This is a genomic window from Rhizobium sp. P1_B8, assembly GCF_056406515.1.
Window position 1 is genome coordinate 1 of sequence record NZ_JBFTZZ010000053.1, and the last position, 19,791, is coordinate 19,791.

Consider the following 19,791-nt stretch of genomic DNA (forward strand, 5'->3'; position numbering starts at 1 on the left):
GCTGGCGGTGCGGCCGGCGGCCTGATCGGCGCCCTCACCGACTCCGGCGTCCCGGAAGATGATGCTCACCTCTATGCCGAAGGTGTCCGCCGCGGCGGCAGCCTGGTCACGGCCAAGGTCGACGATGCCCGCGCGCCCGAGGCGCAGGCCATTCTGCAAGGCTCAAACTGGGTCGACCCGATCGAACGTCGGCGTGCCTATAACGAGCAGGGATGGACCCGGTTCGACGAAACGCTCGATCCATACGCCCCCGAGCAGATCGCCCAGGAGCGCGACCGGTATCGGCGGACCGCCATCTAATCGGGCCTAAGTTCAACCCTCCTCGCACGTCGCAAGGAGGGTTGAAGCGCGATCTCACGCGTCAGTCGGTGGCCTATATCCCTTGCCTCACCCTCGAGTTGGACGCGGGTGGAGCAAAAGCCACCAATGGGCCGCCCTTCGCCTCAAAGCCATTGGGGCTTCAGGTGGTGCCGCTGCGATTTATGAGCGGCGCAGCCCATAAGTGAACGTGGCCCCTAATCCGATTTCCTCCTCCCTTGAACATTCATGGCACAGTCGCATTTGAGTGTGAGCAGGAGGAGGACAAGAAATGGTTGAAATAACAACGCTGTCGGAGGTCACTATCGACGGCAAACTGTCGCTGGGGGCGACGGCTTCCAGCAAGGGTCTGTTCGATTTCTATGGCGACGATCTTCGCGCGTGGTTCCATGCCCAGAGAGCGGCACACGATGCCATCATGGTCGGTGCTGGAACCGTCCTTTCGGATGATCCAGAACTCACGGTGCGTCACGCACCAGGGCCAAATCCGTTGCGGATCGTACCCTCGTCCATGGGCAGGCTGCCGCTTGACGCAAAGCTTTTGAACGACGGCCATCCGACGGTCGTCGTCGTCTCGCGGGCGGCGGAGGAAGCCGATATCGAAGCGCTCAAAAGCAAGCCCAATGTCGAAGTGGTGCGATGTGGCGAACGCCGAGTCGACCTCCCCGGCTTGATGAACATTCTCGATGCTCGCGGGATCAAAAGCATGATCGTCGAAGGCGGAAGTCGCCTGCTGCACAGCCTGCACGAGGCGCGGTTGGTCCACCGGATCGTCATAAAACATATACCCGTTGTCACTGGATCGGCGGACGCCCCGAGCTATATGCGCCCTGACGAATATAGTCGGGCATTCGAATTGTCGAAATGGCGATTGGTCGAATGCTTCACAAAGAGTGGGATAGCCGTGACGATCTACGAGCCTGGAACGGCGCGCACATGACCTTCATCGGAAAGCAAGATCTGCTGGATATTGGAGAACGCCTCGCGGCGCGAGCAGGCGGAAATCCACCTTCGGTATATGATGTTCGCATCGACGCTGAAGCTCTCCGCGACGATGAAGATCCCAGCCTTCGGCGATTTGTCCAACATCAGGCGCTGATGCGCAGTTATCAGGGTCGTTATGTCCTGCTGCCAAGCGCAGCGCCTGTCGGTTCGATCCTGTCGCGGCTACAGAAGCACTACGATCCCCGCGAGATGCTGCGTCTCGACGAAATGCGCGCAAACCTTGAAGACGAACTGGTTGGCCCGCTGGTTGCCGAGGCACGCAACCTTAGCCATCGACAGGATTGCGCCGGGTATGTGGCAAACCTTATACCCAATCTCAAAGCGAACAGGCCGAGCGGCTTCCTTGAGTTTTTGGATGGCTCGAGCAACCGGGATCATTACTACCGGAACTTTCTGCTTCAGTCCTCTGTCGATTTGCTGGCTGAAGCCTCCGCCTCCGCGCTCGGCGTCATCGGCGAATATGGGGAGCCTCAGTCCGCCCTATTCCGCATTCTCATTGATGAATTCGGATACGGGGTCCACAACAAAAAACACAGCGTTCTCTACCGATCAACATTGAGGGGGTTCGGACTCAGCGAAGAATACAATGCCTATTGGTCGTTGTTCGATACTCCGGCTCTGGAGTTGCACAATGTCATCCATTTCATGTTCCAGAGCCCTCGCAATTTGTTTCTTCAAATTGGCTTCCTCCTCTTCGCCGAAGCAAGCTACCAGCGATCCACGGAGGAGCACTTCCGGTATCTCAAGCGCTTCCATCCCGGCGTAGACGCGCATTACTTTGGCGAACATGCGCACATCGACATCCACCATTCCGCAATGGTTGCCGACGAAGTGGTCGCGCCCTTGGTGTCCAAGTACGGTCCCGAGGTCGGCTCAGAGATCGTCGCCGGCGCCGAACTGACGAGACTGGCCTTCGAGCGGTCAGGAGATCATCTGCTGGCCGTGACCTTGGCATTCGAGGCCGCGGTGAAGGCAGGACACGCCGAGTTTGGCATGCCAAAAAATCTGGCCTCGCCTGGTCGCTGCGCGGTGCCCGCGACGGAATGGAATACGGGTTCGGCTCTGCAGATCGGCGGCATTGGTTCTTTGACCGACCCGTCCGCCTTCAAGGTTTTTCCACCGTTGTCGGTCGGACGCGAGGTTGTGCCATGAGTGAGGCGGCAAGCTGGATCGGTCAGGACCTTCCCCCGATCGTCAGGGACGGAACAGAATATTTTCTGCTTTCCTACCAAAGCGCGCTTTACTTGATCCCGAACAGGTGCCCCCACCGTGGAGGGCCGCTCAAATTTGGTTTCATCAATGAGCATAATCAGATTGTCTGCCCCATGCATCATAACGCCTATTCTATTGAGAGGCTGATTGCACGCGATACGACCCTCAAACTGACCGCGGAGCCAGTATGAGCGTCGTCCATGGTTTGGTTTGGGAAGATGGTCCGATCAAGCTCGCCAACGTGGTGACGCTCAGTCGCGGCCTGTTGATAGCACCTATATTGCTGCTCCTGAGCTATGGGTATGCTGGGCCGGCGCTTGTCCTCTACCTGATTGCATCCATGACCGACCTCATCGATGGATGGCTCGCCCGACGGACAAAGCGAGCTTCCGAATACGGTGCCCGCCTTGACGCTATCGTCGACAACAACTTCTCCGTCGCTATTCTGTTTTTTCTACTCTCGTCATATCCCGGCCTCGCGTCCCGCCACGGCGTTGCGTTGGCAGTCCTGTTCGGCGGCCCGGTGATCTATCTGCTCGTTTCGTGGCTGCTGACGCGACGCTTGCTGATGTTCCATTTTTGGTCCGCGAAAGCCGGCGCACTTTTGCTATTTGCATTGTGGCCGTTGCTTTATCTCACGGGATGGGAAGCCTTGATTCCACTGGCCGCGACCGTCGTCGGGCTCAGCAGACTCGAACAGGTGATTTTCATTCTGCGCGGAGGTGTCGATCAGGATGCGCCACACATGTTCGCCTCGGTGGAACGGTCCCATGAGTAGCGTCTTACCCGCTCCTGCTGACGTTATCGAGCGTAGCGGAGGCAGCCACCATGAAGGTTCTTCGCTCGCGACCGTGAGTTGGGGGGCGCCATCGGCCCAAGAGCGCGGTCCGATCGTTACGGGATCGGGATCCGAACGCAATGCGATTGGCATCCACGCGGGGGCGTTCGCGCCCTATCGCGCCATCGGCATCGCAACGGGCGCCCTTGACGAAGGTCACCGACCTGATCTCACCCGCACAAAGCCATCGGCAACGATCGGTCCGTTTCCACAGTGGGCACAACCCGGAAAGATCGTCGCATTTGATCCCTGGGGGCACCGGGTAGCGGATGACTATGCGGACCTGATTTCCGAGGGCTGGCAAATCCAGCCGTCGATTGCGGTCACCGAGGGTCGTCTTGAAATGCCTGAGATCTCCAGCGCACTGCAAGCAAGGCACCTCCAAGCCGACGGCCGAATTCTGGACAGCCGTGGTGGAATGAATGTCACAAAAATCGCTATCGACCCGACCTGGTGGCTGCCTGGCATCGCCAACCGTTTAGGTCTTTCAGAACCCGCTTTGCGCGCAGCTCTGGTGAACACCAGCGGAGGAATGTATCCTGACTTGCTCGCCCGTCCCGACATCAAGGTGTTCCTTCCACCCATCGGTGGAACCAGCGTCTATCTCTTTGGCGATCCCGCTCGGCTCGGAGATTCTACAACATCGATCGCCTGCCGAATCCATGACGAGTGCAACGGTTCCGACGTGTTTGGGTCGGACATGTGCACCTGCCGCCCCTATCTGGCCTTCGCCGCGGAGGAGTGTGTTCGAACTGCGCAAAAGCGCGGCGTCGGGGTTATCGTCTACAATCGAAAAGAAGGGAGAGCACTGGGCGAAGTCGTAAAATACCTTGTCTATAACGCCCGCCGGGGCTCGGGGGACGTAGCCGATGGCTATTTTACCCGGACGGAGGAAATCGCAGGCGTTCAGGACATGCGCTGCCAATGTCTTGCCGTGGACGTGCTCCATTGGCTGGGGATTTCCCGGATCGATCGTTGGCTGTCCATGAGTCACTTAAAACGCAAGGCCGTTGCCGAAGGTGGTATCGAGATCGGGAACCAGATGGAGCTTCCAACAGACCGTATAGCCGCAGGCGCCGAGGTAGAAATCTCTGCAAAGATTTCGGCGGGCTATTTCACAGAGCCCCGATAGGGTCGGCGGGCCTCCGGGCCTCCGGGCGAAAGCACTCTCGACTTCGCCCATTATGAGAACATAGTAAGAATACCACATCTCGGGAAATAGCGGCGATGAGCAGTTTGCCGATCAATGAACCGTGGGACGGTCTTCTGGAACCCGGGTGGAAATATAATGAAGGGAGCTGAAGACCGCCGCCTTAATCGCCAGGATGCTATTTGGTCAGTTTCTCACGAAAATCGGCCAGAAGAATGTTGGCGAGATCGCTGAATTGCCCGTGCGGATATTTCGCCAGATAGGCCTCGATCATTTCCGGATTGTCGGTGTCTCGCACGGTCTCCCAGAACGCAACCTCGACGCGCGGATCGTGTTCGCCAGTTCCACCATTTTCAAGTCTAGCACTGGCCAGTTCGGCAAACTGCCCTGCAGGGAAGCGCTTCAGGTAGAGAAGATATTCGGCCGGCTCGTCGCTCGCCTGCACAGATTCCCAAAACGCTACTTCGATTCGGCCGGCCTCGTCGTCACTATCGCTGTCGTGCTCCAGTGATTGTTCCATAGAAGAGAACTCGGACCTTTCACCGGCGAGCGGGGCGACATCAAGCATGGATTCTCCCTCCGGATCGAATATAACGCGGAACACACGGAGCGGGCGGACAATGTTCTTAACGCTCTGCTCACCCAGGTCTTCGAAGGTAGCATCGACACGATCGCGTAGGTGATCTCGCACCCCTCGAGTCACACAAATGCCTCCGACATCAGCGAGCGCCTCCAGCCGGGCGGCAATATTGACGCCATCGCCAAAAATATCGCCGTTTTTGACCAGCACATCGCCGACGTTTATCCCAATACGAAAGTCCATGCGCCGATCTTCGGGAAGGCTCTGGTTGGCGCGCCACATCGCCTGCTGGATCGCCACAGCCGACTGGAAGGCATGTACGATGGACGGAAACTCAGCGAGGACGCTGTCGCCAGCGGTGCCGAAAATCTGCCCATGCGCTTTTTCGATGAGTGCGTCAACAATCGAACGATGGGACGTCAAGGTCGCTAGCGTCTGTTCCTCATCAACGTTCATAAGTCGTGAGTATCCTTCGACATCGGCCGCTAGAATGGCTGCAAGCTTTCTTTCAAGTGGTGGGGCTTCCATCCAAACGGTCCGATCCAACAAACAATCAGCTTCAAACACTTACGAAAGCAGCCCCACGTTGGACTTGTTTTAGGGCACCCTAGGGTGATCAACAGATAACTGGAGAACTTTGTTCCCAGACAACTGTGCGCCGGAAACGGAATGAACCGGCTCTAGATGATCAACGATTGGTCTTTGTTCTGGGAAAAAGCCGAGGGACTGACCGTCCATTGCAATTGAAGATGAACCTAGATGTGACTGTCCGCGCTGGACTGAAAGGCGACGATCTGCTCTAGGCAAGCCAACGGGGTTGGCCGGGGCCTTATATCGCGGGGAGATCGTCAGGTTGTCGGCAACCTCCGATGAGACAGAAACCTACTTCCCGGTGAACATTCGGGACACTCCGGTTTTATGAGCATAAGGGACGCGCGTTAGTTTCCCCCTGAAGGTTGGCCTCCTCAGCACGGCCGCAGGAGATCATCCACATGACGAAGCTCAGCATCCACCACCGTACAACATATCGTTATCGAGAGATGTGGCGCTGTTGCCGCATCTTCTGATGATGAGGCCGCGTGAAAGCCGGGAACTCAGGCTGCTGAACCATGAATTGACGATCAACCCGGCAGCGCAGATCAGCTGGTCCAACGATGTTTTCGGCAATGCCATAGTGTCGGCAACGTTCCAATCGAGAAGTGCCAGCCTGAAGGTCGACAGCTTTGCAACCGTCGACCTGACGGCGGCGGCATGGCCGGTTTTCGACATCGCGGCGTCTGCGATCAACTATCCGTTTCGCTATGCGGATCGCGACTGGACCGATCTCGGAGCGCTGGCCGCGCAGCAGTATCCAGACGATGCGCAACAGTTGCGAAACTGGGCGAAAGCCTTCATCGCCGGCAATCCAACCGACACGCTGTCGCTGCTCAAGGACATCAGCCAGGGGATCGCATCCACCATTTCCTATGAAAGCCGGGAGGAGGAAGGGACGCAGGCGCCACTGGCGACGCTGGCGCGAAAGCGGGGCTCCTGCCGAGATTTCGCTGTGCTGTTCGCCGAGGCGGTGCGCAGCCTGGGCTTCGGCGCCCGCATCGTCTCAGGCTACTTGTTCAACCCGAACCGACTATTGGCGGGATCCACCGACAATGGTTCGACCCATGCCTGGGCCGAAGTTTTCATTCCCGGCGCGGGCTGGATCACATTCGATCCAACGAACCGCAGCATGGGCGGCGCCAATCTGATCCCGGTGGCCGTGACCCGCGATATCGCGCATGCCGTTTCCGTTTCGGGAAGCTACACGGGCAGAGCGGATGCGTGTCTGTCCATGGACGTCGCCGTCGACGTGACACAAATCACGGTGCCCCTATAGGGCAGCGCGCACCTCACTCTGCGATTTTCGTAATTGTCGGTGAGTACCGTCCAGGGCCTCGGCGACCGCGAAATGCATCACCACCTCAATCAACGAGGCGCCCTGCCAGTGTCTGACATGCAGCGGCATCCAGACGAGATGTGGGCGTTCAACGAGGTGGACTGCGTTTCTTCGTCCGCACCTTCAGATAGTTCGCCCCGTCTTCGATGGATGTGATATCTAATAGAGGAGGCCAGGACCAAGCAAGTCCGTGCGACATGTCGAATTTTCGGCGTGCTCCGCTTTCGCTTTGGAAGCCTCGAACGCCCATGAAGGGCTACCATGACAATTCAAGCTGCAGTCCCTCCGGAATTGGCGCTCGACTTCGCGCTCGCCGTCATTCTTTCGTCCGACACGCCCCTGTTGATGCTCGATGGCAGCCTGGCTGTTCTCGCCGCCAGCAGTTCGTTCTGCCGTGCATTCCAGATCAATCCGGCAAACGTAAACGGCAGACAGATGTCCGAACTGGGTTCGGGAGAGTGGGATGTCCCGCAACTCGATTCGCTGTTGAAGGCGACCGCATCGGGCTTTGCCGTAGTCAGCGGTTACGAGATGCGGCTTCAGCGGGCTGATCGGCCTGTTCGTGATCTTGTCGTCAATGCCCACAAGGTGGACTATCCGGGCGCGATGGGCACCACGGCCGTCCGTATTCTCCTGTCGGTTGCCGATGTTACCGAGGCTCGCAACAACGAGAAACAGAAGGATGACCTGGTCCGCGAAAAGGCCATCCTTCTTCAGGAACTTCAACACAGGGTCGCTAACAGCCTCCAGATCATTGCAAGCGTCCTGATGCAAAGCGCCCGCAAAGTGCAGTCGGAGGAGTCCCGCGGCCATCTCTTCGACGCGCACAACCGGGTCATGTCCGTCGCCGCCCTTCAGCGTCAGTTGGCAGCGTCGTCCTTGGAGGACGTGGTTCTTCGATCCTACCTCACCGACCTCTGCCGAAGCATCGGCGCGTCGATGATTCACGACCGCAGCCTTGTCTCACTAGACGTGAAGGTCGACGAGAGCATTGTGAAGGCAGACGTCTCCATCAGTCTTGGACTGGTTGTCACCGAACTCGTGATCAATGCGCTGAAACATGCCTTCCCCGGCCAGCGGAGCGGTAAGGTCACGGTTCACTACGTGTCGGACGGACCGGAATGGACGCTCTCCGTCATCGATGACGGTGTCGGTATGCCGGCGGAATCGGAGAACGTCAGGGCTGGTCTTGGTACCAGCATTGTGAAGGCCCTCGCAGCGCAGATCGATGCGACTATAACAGTGACCGACGCCGCGCCCGGTACGAGGGTGGCACTCTGCCACAGCGTATTGGATAGCCTTCAAAACAAAACATCCGAAATCGCGCCTGTCTGATAGGGCGGGCGATCCGCACCTAGAAGCTGAACTCCGCGGAAAGGCCGTCTATGGGAGGGCGCCGCTGATTGAGACGTGCTACTTTGTTTGCGAGGTTGCGATTTTCGGGAAAAATGCCGATTCTCGGCAAAAACGGGGCTAGTTGACAGCCCGAAGCGCGAGAACCACTGGACAGAGCCCTTCATGCCCTCTTTCTCTGAAGCGGCCTCTGCGGCTGGATGATTTCGAGGTGGGTGCCGTCCGGATCGTCAAAATACACTTCGTGCCGATGCCTTGCTTCAACTGATCCTCGGCTTGGAACGTGATGGGCTCTCCGTTGAAGGTCAGACCTGCATCGGTCATGCGCTTGTAGACGGCATCGAGATCGTCGCTCCACGCGGTCGCCGACCGAACCCATCTCAGCGGCACATTCAAGCTGGGTGTGGCAGAGACGATCGTCCATACGTGGCTTCCGAGCTTCCTCGAACAGGTGAGCAGCACCTACCCCAAGCTTGCGCTGGAGATCGAGGTCGATATTTCGACCAATCTGCGCGAGCGGTTGCTCCAGCAGAAAATCGATCTGGCGTTTCTGGTCGGGCCATTGAGCGCTCCGGCCGTCATCCAACGCCAGCTTTGCCGGTTTCCGGTGAGTTTTGTCGCCAGTCCCAAGATCAAGGCGGATCTCAAGAACGGTTCGCTGGAGGAGATCGCGCGTTGGCCCATGCTCACCTTCGCGCGCAACACCCAGCCCTATGTACAGGTAACCGAACTGTTTTCCGATCCCGCCTTGCCGGCGCCCAGAATCTATGCGAGTTCGTCTCTCGCCACGCTGATCCGCATGGCATTGGACAGTTTGGACATTGCCGTTGTTCCGCCGGCCATCGTCGTGCCCGACCTCGCCGCGGGAAGACTGGTGGAACTCGATATCGCTCCAACCCTTCCGGATCTTCATTGCGTTGCCGCCTGGCTTGGGACGCCCGACCGTCGCACTCTGGAAGAAGTGGTCGCAATCGCTTCCCGAGTCGTGCAACAGGCGGAGTTGTCTCCGGTCGATAAATTGCAGGCAACAGAAGCGGAAGAGTAGCGCCACCTAAGATGTATCTGTGAGCGAACGGGATTAAGCCGCAAATTTCAGATCGCGGTCCGCATGAGGTAGGGAGATTGCTCTACGGGAACCTGCGCGATCATTTTCATCACGGTCCCGGCCGCGACGTCAGGAATAGATCGAACCCGACCGTCTTTGTAGATGACCCGCAAAAGCCCGGACCCGTCGTCATATTCAAGTTCGGCGATCGTCTTTGTATGGACCAGGAATCGCATCTCAATTGCATTCCCTCAATGCAGCGCGAACAAGTTGTTGTGCCGACTGCCACCTAACCGAACTCAGACATTTTCGTTACGGCTACTGATCGGTACGACGATTCCTTCCCACCCCAAACATCGGCGTCGTGCATCGTGATCCGGGGTGAACGCTCGCATGGATTCATCCGCATAACTCGCTTATTCTACGCGACCTAAATCGAGAGTCGCGTGAAATCTACGTGACACACGCCTTGCGACTGCGTGGCAAAAGCACACCAGGGTACGTTGCGCATCCGGACCGTGTCGCATGTAGCTATCGGTGTCCATGCCACACGAATAAGTAATATTATTCGCGGAACCTAGTTGCTGAGTCTACGTTTGCGGCTTTATGACATTCGAACCACACAGAGCAGCCACATCGCGGTTCACAGCGCATGACGCTTCTAAACGCATTGCTCAGCGTCTGCAGGCGCTCCCCGAGTCCGCATTGCCTACCGACACCCAGGACATTTTTGGCGAATACCTGAAAAGACTGGACGACGTTGCGCCGATAGCGACGCAAGTGGGAGCGCACGAAACCAGGAGGGGGGTCGCTGCGTGCACATAGGTCCGAGGGGTCATGAAAACCCGTAAAACCAATCAGCCACCTCGGTCGGGACAGTCAGTCCCCATAGTATAAGACCGGGTCGCGGGTAAGTTCACCTCGCCCGATATGTTGGTAGAGTTGTTTTCCGAGAACCCAAAATGCAATGCTGTCGGTCTTCATGCAGTAGACGTAGTCGCCATCGATCCAGTACTCAGCCGTCGATGAAGCGAGAGGAAACAAATACTCGCCGGCTTCATAAAACACCGCCCTGTCGGACACGCAGTCATATAAGTACCTCTCCTTAGCTTCCAAGCGACCTCTCCCGATCTCCTTCTAGCGACGAACACGAATGCGTCGGGGTTCGGCCGGCGCCACATTCGCCGACCGTCGTCGAGCGACTCGTGACTTGCAGCCCAATTCCAATAGAACTTGCTTATTTATTTTTTTCAAGATTACGTTGGTAAGATGCGAGATGGCAACCTGGGGAGGTTGACGATGTTGAAAGCATCAGCCGCCAAACACTTTGTCGAGAGGCTAATTGAAGATGGATATGAGGTTTGCGCCATCGGCAAATTCTACGTCCTTACCGACCCGGCAGAAGCACAGGCATCCGACAGACTTCACGACTTTCTCCGAGCGTTCGGGCCACGCGATCATCTAACGGCAGATATCGCGGCCCACCTGCACCGCATCGGCCGCTATATCCCCCTGGAGACTGTCGATTGATCAACGGCCTGAAGCGCTCGGATCGTCAAGCTGGTATCGCCCTCATCGTCGCGCACGAATGCTTCCTTTCAAGCGGCGCTTCCTAGTTGTCTTTTGACAACAAGCGAGACATGATAGAAAAGATCTGTCGCCATATTAGCAAAACCTCATTGTCCCGAGTGGAAATGAAAGATTCCAACTGGCTGCGTTTATGCACGACCGAGCTGAATTGTTTCCTTTTATGGGAACAGCCTAAAACGGGTCAAATGCTCCGGAAAGGTCGCCGAGGCCTACAAGATCGCCGTAGCAGCGGGGGACGCAACTCTATGGCGGGTCTATTCGGAGCTTCAAAAACCCAACAGCAGGATGTCTGTTGAATCCGTGCTTGCCGGCGGCCTTCCCGGGTTCACCGACCGCATAACCGAAATCCTCGATGAGGTCGCGTACCCGGCCGAGAGGCTGGAGCTCGAAATAACCGAGACCGTCCTGCTCGAGCGCACGACCGACAATCTCGACACCCTCCACACCCTTGAGGTCTTGGGCATCCGGATTGCGCTCGACGACTTTGGCACCCGCTATTCGTCCCTGAGCTACCTACAGAACTTCTCATTCGACACGATCAAGATCGATAAGCACTTCGTCAAGGACGTCGAAACAAACCCGAAGAGCCAGACGATCGTGCGCTTCATCATCGGCCTTGCTCATGGATTGGGGATGCACGTCACTGCGGAGGGTGTCGAGACTATCGGTCAAGCGTCCTGGCTTCGCAGAAAACGTTGCGACCGGCTGCAAGGGAGCCTCCTGAGCGCGCCGATGTCCGCAGAAGCTCTTCGTGAATTTCTGCGTCAGTCGTCATTCGAGATGCTTTAGTTCCACCAAGCCTGCTCGACGGCAAAATAGCGGTGATCGGCTTCGTCGAGCGTTCGTTAGCATTGTGAGATCTCGGTGACCAGTTGAGCGACGGCAACCGGTTCCTGGAGCAGGATGCGTTTCGGAACCCCTTCAAGCCCAGTCGGCCGTGCTGTCGCTACTCATATAGAGGACAGAGATGCCTGGCCCGATTTCCCGCACCACGCCCGTCCGCCGGGTCCGCCGCTCAGACGAATGGCGGTGACCAATCCTCGCAACGGTGGATTGGCCTCGATCGCTCTGGGCTCGCCCATCATCGCGCCCGCGTCGCCGCCAGATCGCCGGCCGAGTTAAGGCCTTACCTAGAAATCCCACACATGACTGCAGTCGGCCCATTGCGGGCTTGAAGATTTATCCTTGGGATCTTCTACGATTATCTTCATGTTTCAGATGATGGCGTATTCCTTGCCCTGCGAAAGGCTCGTCCGCAAACCGTCCGATGACGTGAAGATGGACATGGGGGATGGTCTGCCCCGCAGCCTGTCCGATGTTCCATCCGACATTGTAACCTTGCGGCCCCTCCTGATCGAGGAGCAGCTTGGCTCTGCCGAGAAGGTCGAATGTGTCGAGCCATTCGTCTTTAGTCAAGTCGAAGGCCGTCGCGACATGTCGAAAGGGAATGATCATCCCCGCGCATTGCAGCACCGGATCAAGGCTACGCAGGAAATACGCGCTTCCGTTTTCGAGCAAAGTAACGTCCTTGCCAGAACGATTGGAACGGCAAAAGGGGCAGCGTGAGATCATGGTTGGTGGCCTCAAAACTAACTTTCGACAAACGTGGAACACAGAGACGAAGAATTTGTGAAGACACGACGCCTGAGATGACCGTCCGCGACAGACGAAGCCGTCACCACTGCGGCGAGCCGGGCCGAAGCCCATGCGCTGGTAACGGCGCAAAGGCAGGGCTATCAACGTTGATCACGCCAACGGCCTCCACGCTTTCCGGCGGAACACGCCAGAGGATTGGACTCGCGCGGGCTTTCTACGGCAATCCCAAGGTTCTCATTCTCGATGAGCCAAACGCCAACCTCGAAGCAGAAGGGGAGGCAGCTCTCGAGAAAGCCCTGATGCAAGCACGTACGTCCGGCACGACGATCATCATCATTACGCATCGGCCGGCTATCGTTCTCCGGCGCGACAAGGCTATCGTCTTGCGCGACGGAACCATTGAAGCCTTCGGACCGGCTCCTGAGATCTTACGACGTTTGGCCGGCCGGGGCGAAACACAGCGTCCGCCGGAGCTGCCGGTGGCGCCCGGCAAGAGCACCGAGAGAACTGACACTCGTGCATGACGGTACGGAGTGACCATGGCAGACATGACAACCAACTGGAAGGCGACGCTCTCACGCTCGACGCGCGGCCCGGCACTGTTCGGCTATGGTGCGATCGCGGCAATGCTCGGAACTTTCGGCCTTTGGGGAGCGACAGCACCGATCTCCGGAGCTGCGGTCGCCGCCGGCACGATTGCCGCTGCAGGACGCAACATCCAGATGCAGCATCTCGAAGGGGCATTGTGCGAGAGATCAAGGTTCGGAAGGCGATGTGGTCAACCGCGTGTCATGATCCTTGATGACACCGCCCGCCAAAACACAGCTGAACAGGCTGGCGAAGCAATGGGTATCGCTGAGCGCCCAAAGTCAGCGACTGGAAGCCGAACGTGATGGACGGGATATCTTCAATCCAGTGATCGCCGGAACGATATCGGCGGCGATGCTCAACGTGACCGACATTGCAACCGAAGAGAACAAGGAATTCGAAGCAAGGCTTGCCCGCTTTCGCTCAGAACAACTCATCCTCGGTCAGCGACTGAACCAGCTCGATAATACCGGCAAGGGACTTCGCGACCAGAAAGCTGCGATCGAGATGCAGGCGGCCGTTGTTCGGGATGAATTTGCTCGAAAACAGGCGCTGCTCGAAAGAGGTCTGATCAATAGATCCGACTATACCGAGCTCTTGAGGATCGACGCTGAGCTGCTTGGGCAGGCGGCAGCAGTCGACCACGGCGTCGCAGATTGCCGAAGCGCGCGAACAGGTCGAGCGTTTGAGGACACAACGCGTGGAGGAGGCTGTCACAAAAATGACCGAGGCCAAAGCCTCGTTGCGTGATGTGGAGGAGCAACTCGCCGCGGCGATCGAAGTCTTGAACCGGACCATCATCCGTGTGCCGGCCGACGGAATTGTCGTGACCTCGGCCTACAATATCGCTGGGAACGTCATTGCCTCCGGGCGAAAAAATCATGGAGATCCTGCCGACAACGAACCGGCCGTTGGTGGAGGCTCGGTTGAAACCTACGGACATTGATGTCGTGCGGGAGGGGCAGCCGGCGCGACTGGGTTTCTCGGCACTGAATGCGAGGTCCGACGCCGTCGTTCAGCAGGTATCGGCGGATCGTCTGGTTGATAAGGCGACACAGCAGCCGTATATCGTGCTCTCCTAAAGAACAGATGATCTCCCAACGTCAGTTCCTGCTCAGCAATTGCATCCTGGTATGCCCGTCGAAGCCTTCATCAGCACCGGCGATCGAACCTTCTTTGACTACCTGCTGAAACCTCTCATCGATTCAACCAGGCACGCGTTTATTGAGGAGTAGAAGAGCGGGGGCCGCCGTAGTCTCGAGTCGAGTACAATGGGAATGGTTGCCTTGACGGGAATCGAACCGACGCCCCCTAAGACCAATCAATCATGTAAGGTGCTAGCGATCCTGACCAAATCCGCCACCGAAGTTGCCTGCATTTTTCGCATCACATGGCCGCGGTGAAGTTTCACCGTGGCCTCAGCAAGCTGTACCTCACCTCCCTGGTTGCAGCTCGCGCCTGAACGCTCTCGGCCCTTCGAGCACCCTGCTCGGCATCAGACATGCTGATTGTGTCGGCATGGCCACCAAATCAGCCCCGCCTACCACATCTGCGGCAATTTTTCTCCGCATTACGGACAGTTAACCATATGAATTAACTCTTTTGTTTTCCGATAGGGAAGTCAACGGGCCAATAACTTCCGTCACGTTGCTATATCGTTGAAGCAACTCCTAACCATCGATAAGTATAGGTTATCGATGGCTATGCTGGCAAATTCAGCAATTTGTATTTGCTCAGAGTCGATTCGTGAGTCAAAGAGCAATAGAGATTTCCGTCGCACGACGTTCGATTCATGCCACGTGACGCAGTAAACTGTGCGGGAAACAGTTCAGGCTCCTGTTCGCTGGGGGCCAGTCGGATCCTGAGCTAACCTCAACCACTGACTTCGATGTCGTTGTCGTCGCACCAGGTCCTCAAAGCCTCTTCCGTGGCCTTCCTCTCGAATGCGTACCACCGATCGATGGCGTGCCTCTGCTCCAACAGGTCCTTGAAGCGGGCATAGGCACCCTCCCGGCTGAAGATCTCCAGAACTTTATCGCTATCGTCGGGCAAGTGGTGGCGAGCGAACTTCAGCACGAGCGGCTTGCCAAGATCCAGTTCTTTCTTCTCCGGAATGCGGATGTATTCTTCGCTGTCCTCGATGTCAGGTATTTCTTCAACATCGTCCGCCCAGTCCGAATGCCAGTAGATCTTGCCTGTCTCCTTGCACAGAAAAGCCGTGTTTTCGCCGATTCCGACGGAGCTCACGAATTCGAACGCGTCCAGAAGCTCGCTGAAGTCCACAGCCATTCCCGTCCTGCCCCTCACCAGCCTGTCGTCGCAAGATATAACTCGGTCCCAAATCGGGCGCAAACGTGGGCGTCTCCCGTGCTTGCAATGGGAGAACTGCTTGCGCTCCGCCTGCCTGCGTGAAGCCGTTAGATCGAAAACGTGCGATGAAACTGAAATCGGGAGGTAAAACCAAAGCGACGCCGCCGTCCGCCAGGGTCACCTCGGGGAGTGTTTGCGTCGACCTGCCCAGGGATCGGCATTCATGGTCACCTTCGATCAACGCGATCCTCGAAAGGACGCGATCTTAGATGTGGATTACTTCCTGTAGATTGCCTCTCAAAACTGCGAGTAGACGCTACGAAATCTTTCGCCTATCGATTGCTCATGAAATCGTCGCTTGATCATATGCCGCTTCGCAAGCATCGAGAGCTCGGCCGGGTCCTCGAAATCCTGCATGAGGAATTCGAGGACGCGCTGAAGGAAGGCACGGCCGACTTCAAGAAGCGCGGCAGGATCTTGAAGATCATCCTGTTCGGCTCCTACGCCAAGGGTGGATGGGTCGATGAACCCTTCACCATGAAGGGTTATCGCTCGGATTTCGATCTCTTGATCATCGTCAACAACCGCAAGCTCTGCGAGTTTGCCGAGTATTGGCACAAGGCAGCCGACCGGCTGATCCACGAAGCCTCGATCGAAACGCCGGTGAGCTTCATCGTCCACTCCAGGCGGGAGGTGAACACCTATCTCAAGGAAGGGCAGTATTTCTTCTCGGACATTCGCAAGGAGGGCATCGTTCTCTATGAATTGGACGATGAGCCACTGGCGGAGCCCGAGCCGCTTTCAATAGAGGATCGGCTTCGCGTCGCGAAGGAGCATTTTGACCAACGGTTTCGAGCGGCAACTCGTTTCTTGGAAATAGGCCACTTGGCGATAGATCGTGGATATGCAGAGAATGCTGCTTTCGAACTTCATCAATCCCTCGAGCAAGCATATTCTTGCGTTCTGCTCACCCTCACCAACTATGGCCCGCCATCGCACAACATCAAGTTCCTTCGCTCACTCGCCGAGGAGCAGGACCGCCGGCTGGCCGAAGCCTTTCCACGTGATCAGCACAAGGAACGCGCTTGGTTCAACACATTGAACGAGGCCTATGTGAAGGCGCGCTATTCGAAACATTACGAGATCAGCGAGGAGGCGCTGATTTGGCTCGGTGAGCGGACGACCGTCCTGCTTGAATTGGTCGGGGCCGTTTGCTCCGAGCACCTCGAAAAGCTCAAACACGACAGCCACTAGCAGTGGTGTGGCTCACGTTACTGATCGGTGAAATCGTTTGCCCTCAGTACGCCCCGGGTCGCGATAGGTGGAAGGCCGAAGGCAAGATCCAAGCTTAAAGATGGCTTCAATTGGCCCGAGGGTGAACCGACGCCTGGGCTGAATTTCAAGCGTCATCCGACGACATGGATCCAGCCATGAGGGCTCCTTTGCACCGCCACATCTGCTTTTAAAAGAGAGAATCCGTCGCGAGGATCGAGCCCAATCCACGACCATTTCGTGTGGGGTCGCCGGAAATCTGCTCCAAATCTAGACCTGACCGGTGATTTCAATAATCCGTTTGGATGAGAGATCGTGCCCACTGTGCCGCGTGCAGTTCCATGGAGAAACTCCGGTTGCTCATCCATGGAAGGCGATCACGGATTGGGGCGGCGAGGACACCGTGGGAGCGGAGCAGCGGTTACGGTCCGATCATCTTAAATCGAATTTAAAAGGTCCCTGCGACGCCAACACAGGCGCCGGCGTGCGACAAGGCATTCCGTCAGTGGACGACGGCAATCACGGGAATTCCGGCTTCCTCCGCAGCGCGAAGGAGTGCGGTACGCGCTGCCTTTGCCGGAATATTACCTTGAATGGCATCGAGACAAGTTCTTACCGCCGCGATGTATTCCTTGCCATCGTCGGTCGGCCATACGGCGACAAGAGCCTCGGCAACCTCACGGAGTGATCGTATCAGCCTGTACTTTTCTTGACCGCTCATCACAAGCACCAGGGGAGCGAAATCTTCGCTTCTATGCCAATCCACTATGCGGAACGTTTGCACGAATAGCCGCCTTTATTCCCAAGATGCGACGCTGGACATGGATCGGCAACGCTTCACCAGGGAGGTTCTGACTGGATACAGCAACATCGCTAAAACCTCCCTGGTGTCCTTTCAACAAGGATGCGCAAAATTTAAGTCGGATAGCGTCGAGGGGAAGACGGACCTAAGTCGGACTGGCCGGCCCAGGACCTGCTTCTCATATCAGGCCTGAGGTAACATCAAGTTCCGTGGAGGGGCGGAACAGGAGGAGAGTATGAAGTTCGGCCCCAATAGTCATGAAGACCGCTGTTCGGAAGGCCATAGTACGGCCTCTACTATCGCAACGATATCAGCAGCTCTTTCCGTCGATCCTGACATTGACTGCAGCGCCATCGAGATCAGGATGCTCGGCCCCGTCGTTCTGCTCGAAGGCTACATAACAAATCCGGCAGACCGCGACAAAGCCATCTCAATTGCAGCGATGATCGTCGGCCAGTAAAACGTCCAGGACCGGATGTTGAGCCGTTTCCCCATGCAGTAGTGGCGGTATCCTTACGGGCTGAGACCAAGGTCCGATGTAGCCCCGGCACGAAGTCTTAGCCTGGAACAGTTTTTCTGTTTGACGGTTTCGCCCTCCAGCGGAACCAACCGCGTCAAAGGAGGAAAACAGATGAATATCAAAGCAGTAGGAATTGCCGTTAGCATCCTGTTGGCATCGACGTCAGCCTTCGCGCAGTCGTCAACGGTGACAGGTGCGGTAGGCGGAGCTGCCACCGGCGCGATTGTCGGCGGTCCGGTGGGTGCTGCTGTCGGTGGCATCGTCGGCGGCGTGGCAGGCAGCGTCATCGATCCGCCGCCTCAGAAAGTGATCACTTATGTCCAGCAGGCTCCGGCCCCGACCGAACGCGTCGTGGTGAAAGAGAAGGTGGTTGTAGGACAGCCCCTGCCGGAGACCGTTGTCGTGACACCAGTCCCCGATGATCCGAAATATGCATACGCGATCGTCAACGATCAGCGTGTGATCGTCGAACCTTCTTCCCGAAAGGTCGTCCAGGTCATCCAATGACCGACGGACCGGCTTAGGCCGTTTTTCTAACAGTGAGGGCACGCATGCGACGCATGAGAATGCGAGGCGGCATCGCGTGCCCGAAACCTCGGAGATTGATCATGAAAAGCAACCATCTCACCATGCTTGTGGCAGCGTTGTCACTGAGCGTAGCGCCACTTGCAACATTGCCGGCAGCAGCCCAGCAGGACACCAAGACCAGCGGCCAGGCCCAGTCCGGTTCTCAGACGGGCACCGACTCCGGTTCGCAGTCCGGCTCCAGCGCCGCCGGCACTGGCACCGACTGCACCCCCGACGCCTCGGGAGCCTGCCCGCAAGGCAAGGGCCAGTCATCGCAGCAGAAATCCGGTCAGGGCTCGGATACTCAGAAGAGCGCCGAGCAGCCTTCCCAGGACAAGTCTTCGACGAGTGGAAGCGCCTCCGGCAAGTCTTCGACTGAAACCAAGCCTGGATCGCAAGACGCCGGTAGCGGCACGACCACCGAACAGAAGCCCGCCGCCAAGTCCGGCACCACCGATAACAGCGGCGCAGCCACCTCAGGTACGAAGAGCAGCACGCAAAATGCCAAGCCTGCAGAAGGCACGGGCAAAGGCGCCACCACGCAGAGCGGTGATGCCTCGAAGCAATCGACCGACCAGAACGCGACGACGAACAAGAGCTCGTCCGAAACCAACGTCAACAACAACACCACCACGAATAACCAGACGAACACGAAGACCAACGTCAACATATCAGTCGAGCAGCAGACCGAAATTCGAACGGTGGTGAAGGAAGTCCATGTCGAGCCGGTGAAGGAAGTCGACTTCACGGTTTCCGTCGGGGTGAAGATCCCGAAAAAGGTACGGCTGGAACCGCTACCGCCACGCATCGTGAAGATCGTTCCGCAATATGAAAGCTACCGCTTCTTCATTCTTGCCGACGGCCGGATCGTCATCGTCGATCCTTCTGCATTCACCATCGTCTACATCATCGCGGCATAGCAGCCGGTGCCTCGGCGGCCTTCCGCCGCCGAGGCCGAGGAGAGGGACATGATCTATTCCGAAGAGAAATCCGGTGGTCTGGCCGTGCCGCTGATCGCCATCCTGCTGGCAATCGCCGGCATTCTCGCCGTGCTTGTCGCCACCGGCGGCCGACATAGCAGTGCCGCCGGCCGTGTCTGGGTTCCACAGGTTCAA

At 57.3% G+C, this 19,791-nt stretch carries 21 protein-coding genes and 4 pseudogenes; 19 read left to right on the top strand and 6 right to left on the bottom strand.

The genetic code is table 11. The annotated features are described in order from the left end of the window. The 6 genes and pseudogenes from AC1D2N_RS34980 to AC1D2N_RS35005 form a co-directional block, all read left to right on the top strand. Positions 1-300 (top strand): annotated as a pseudogene (locus tag AC1D2N_RS34980) (hypothetical protein); the annotation flags it as partial. A 289-nt stretch (positions 301-589) separates the two neighbouring features. Next, entirely contained in the window at positions 590-1,258 is a 669-nt protein-coding gene (locus AC1D2N_RS34985) for a RibD family protein (protein ID WP_130749010.1), read from the top strand. Further along, positions 1,255-2,475 carry an iron-containing redox enzyme family protein gene (locus tag AC1D2N_RS34990; protein WP_245484555.1) on the top strand — a complete coding sequence of 407 codons (1,221 nt, stop codon included), beginning with the start codon at positions 1,255-1,257 and terminating at the stop codon, positions 2,473-2,475. Before AC1D2N_RS34985 ends, AC1D2N_RS34990 begins: the two co-directional genes overlap by 4 nt. After that, the gene (locus AC1D2N_RS34995; RefSeq protein WP_130747950.1) at positions 2,472-2,726 is read left to right on the top strand and encodes a Rieske (2Fe-2S) protein; all 255 of its coding nucleotides are present in this window, start codon (positions 2,472-2,474) and stop codon (positions 2,724-2,726) included. The genes AC1D2N_RS34990 and AC1D2N_RS34995 overlap by 4 nt, the downstream gene beginning before the upstream one ends. Then, complete coding sequence (locus AC1D2N_RS35000) at positions 2,723-3,313, top strand: CDP-alcohol phosphatidyltransferase family protein (RefSeq protein WP_477982920.1); 591 nt, start codon at positions 2,723-2,725, stop codon at positions 3,311-3,313. The genes AC1D2N_RS34995 and AC1D2N_RS35000 overlap by 4 nt, the downstream gene beginning before the upstream one ends. After that, positions 3,306-4,505: a GTP cyclohydrolase II gene (locus AC1D2N_RS35005; RefSeq protein ID WP_130747948.1), complete on the top strand. Its 1,200-nt coding sequence runs from the start codon at positions 3,306-3,308 to the stop codon at positions 4,503-4,505. Before AC1D2N_RS35000 ends, AC1D2N_RS35005 begins: the two co-directional genes overlap by 8 nt. A 196-nt stretch (positions 4,506-4,701) precedes the next feature. On the opposite strand, the gene AC1D2N_RS35010 is transcribed toward AC1D2N_RS35005, so the two are convergent. Then, on the bottom strand, positions 4,702-5,631 hold the full coding sequence (locus AC1D2N_RS35010) for an adenylate/guanylate cyclase domain-containing protein (RefSeq protein WP_130747947.1): 930 nt from the start codon (positions 5,629-5,631) through the stop codon (positions 4,702-4,704). 538 nt (positions 5,632-6,169) lie between these two features. On the opposite strand from AC1D2N_RS35010, the gene AC1D2N_RS35015 reads away from it, so the two are divergent. From AC1D2N_RS35015 to AC1D2N_RS35025, 3 genes and pseudogenes are all read left to right on the top strand, one after another. Beyond that, positions 6,170-6,973, top strand: coding sequence for a transglutaminase family protein (locus AC1D2N_RS35015; RefSeq protein WP_165403377.1), 804 nt, complete (start codon positions 6,170-6,172; stop codon positions 6,971-6,973). Between the two features lie 321 nt (positions 6,974-7,294). Beyond that, positions 7,295-8,368 (top strand): sensor histidine kinase, encoded by a 1,074-nt coding sequence (locus AC1D2N_RS35020; RefSeq protein ID WP_130747946.1) that lies wholly within the window; start codon positions 7,295-7,297, stop codon positions 8,366-8,368. Between the two features lie 406 nt (positions 8,369-8,774). Then, a pseudogene (locus AC1D2N_RS35025) lies at positions 8,775-9,431 on the top strand (substrate-binding domain-containing protein); the annotation flags it as partial. 879 nt (positions 9,432-10,310) lie between these two features. On the opposite strand, the gene AC1D2N_RS35030 reads toward AC1D2N_RS35025, so the two are convergent. Beyond that, a complete protein-coding gene (locus AC1D2N_RS35030; protein ID WP_130660635.1) occupies positions 10,311-10,547 on the bottom strand; it encodes a hypothetical protein in 237 nt (78 codons plus the stop codon). 183 nt (positions 10,548-10,730) lie between these two features. Here AC1D2N_RS35030 and AC1D2N_RS35035 point away from each other — a divergent pair, with 183 nt between their 5' ends. Both AC1D2N_RS35035 and AC1D2N_RS35040 read left to right on the top strand, forming a co-directional pair. Further along, positions 10,731-10,961, top strand: coding sequence for a hypothetical protein (locus AC1D2N_RS35035; protein WP_130747944.1), 231 nt, complete (start codon positions 10,731-10,733; stop codon positions 10,959-10,961). 381 nt (positions 10,962-11,342) lie between these two features. Then, positions 11,343-11,810, top strand: a pseudogene (locus tag AC1D2N_RS35040) (EAL domain-containing protein); the annotation flags it as partial. 390 nt (positions 11,811-12,200) lie between these two features. Here AC1D2N_RS35040 and AC1D2N_RS35045 read toward each other — a convergent pair. Further along, positions 12,201-12,728, bottom strand: a complete 528-nt coding sequence (locus AC1D2N_RS35045; RefSeq protein WP_477982924.1) for an HIT family protein — start codon at positions 12,726-12,728, stop codon at positions 12,201-12,203. On the opposite strand from AC1D2N_RS35045, the gene AC1D2N_RS35050 reads away from it, so the two are divergent. The 4 genes from AC1D2N_RS35050 to AC1D2N_RS35065 all read left to right on the top strand — a co-directional run bounded on the left by AC1D2N_RS35050 (position 12,671) and on the right by AC1D2N_RS35065 (position 14,287). Beyond that, entirely contained in the window at positions 12,671-13,141 is a 471-nt protein-coding gene (locus AC1D2N_RS35050) for an ATP-binding cassette domain-containing protein (RefSeq protein ID WP_130747942.1), read from the top strand. The two genes, AC1D2N_RS35045 and AC1D2N_RS35050, sit on opposite strands and share 58 nt — an antisense overlap. Before the next feature lie 277 nt (positions 13,142-13,418). After that, positions 13,419-13,955 (top strand): hypothetical protein, encoded by a 537-nt coding sequence (locus AC1D2N_RS35055; RefSeq protein ID WP_245484552.1) that lies wholly within the window; start codon positions 13,419-13,421, stop codon positions 13,953-13,955. Beyond that, positions 13,927-14,151 carry a hypothetical protein gene (locus tag AC1D2N_RS35060; protein ID WP_245484575.1) on the top strand — a complete coding sequence of 75 codons (225 nt, stop codon included), beginning with the start codon at positions 13,927-13,929 and terminating at the stop codon, positions 14,149-14,151. The genes AC1D2N_RS35055 and AC1D2N_RS35060 overlap by 29 nt, the downstream gene beginning before the upstream one ends. Beyond that, entirely contained in the window at positions 14,087-14,287 is a 201-nt protein-coding gene (locus AC1D2N_RS35065; RefSeq protein WP_245484551.1) for a beta-barrel domain-containing protein, read from the top strand. The genes AC1D2N_RS35060 and AC1D2N_RS35065 overlap by 65 nt, the downstream gene beginning before the upstream one ends. A gap of 239 nt (positions 14,288-14,526) precedes the next feature. On the opposite strand, the pseudogene AC1D2N_RS35070 reads toward AC1D2N_RS35065, so the two are convergent. Beyond that, positions 14,527-14,640 (bottom strand): annotated as a pseudogene (locus AC1D2N_RS35070) (LuxR C-terminal-related transcriptional regulator); the annotation flags it as partial. A gap of 437 nt (positions 14,641-15,077) precedes the next feature. After that, on the bottom strand, positions 15,078-15,494 hold the full coding sequence (locus AC1D2N_RS35075; protein WP_018517678.1) for a UPF0158 family protein: 417 nt from the start codon (positions 15,492-15,494) through the stop codon (positions 15,078-15,080). Positions 15,495-15,860: 366 nt separating this feature from the next. Between AC1D2N_RS35075 and AC1D2N_RS35080 the strand changes: the two genes are divergently transcribed. Continuing rightward, entirely contained in the window at positions 15,861-16,769 is a 909-nt protein-coding gene (locus AC1D2N_RS35080) for a nucleotidyltransferase and HEPN domain-containing protein (RefSeq protein WP_050566353.1), read from the top strand. 520 nt (positions 16,770-17,289) lie between these two features. Here the strand turns inward: AC1D2N_RS35080 and AC1D2N_RS35085 are convergent. Next, positions 17,290-17,571, bottom strand: coding sequence for a DUF982 domain-containing protein (locus AC1D2N_RS35085; protein ID WP_018517680.1), 282 nt, complete (start codon positions 17,569-17,571; stop codon positions 17,290-17,292). 253 nt (positions 17,572-17,824) lie between these two features. Between AC1D2N_RS35085 and AC1D2N_RS35090 the strand changes: the two genes are divergently transcribed. The 3 genes from AC1D2N_RS35090 to AC1D2N_RS35100 all read left to right on the top strand — a co-directional run bounded on the left by AC1D2N_RS35090 (position 17,825) and on the right by AC1D2N_RS35100 (position 19,596). Continuing rightward, entirely contained in the window at positions 17,825-18,049 is a 225-nt protein-coding gene (locus AC1D2N_RS35090; RefSeq protein WP_050566354.1) for a BON domain-containing protein, read from the top strand. Positions 18,050-18,220: 171 nt separating this feature from the next. Beyond that, a complete protein-coding gene (locus tag AC1D2N_RS35095) occupies positions 18,221-18,616 on the top strand; it encodes a DUF1236 domain-containing protein (protein ID WP_018517681.1) in 396 nt (131 codons plus the stop codon). A 101-nt stretch (positions 18,617-18,717) separates the two neighbouring features. Next, entirely contained in the window at positions 18,718-19,596 is an 879-nt protein-coding gene (locus AC1D2N_RS35100; protein WP_477982929.1) for a DUF1236 domain-containing protein, read from the top strand. Positions 19,597-19,791 lie beyond the last annotated feature (195 nt).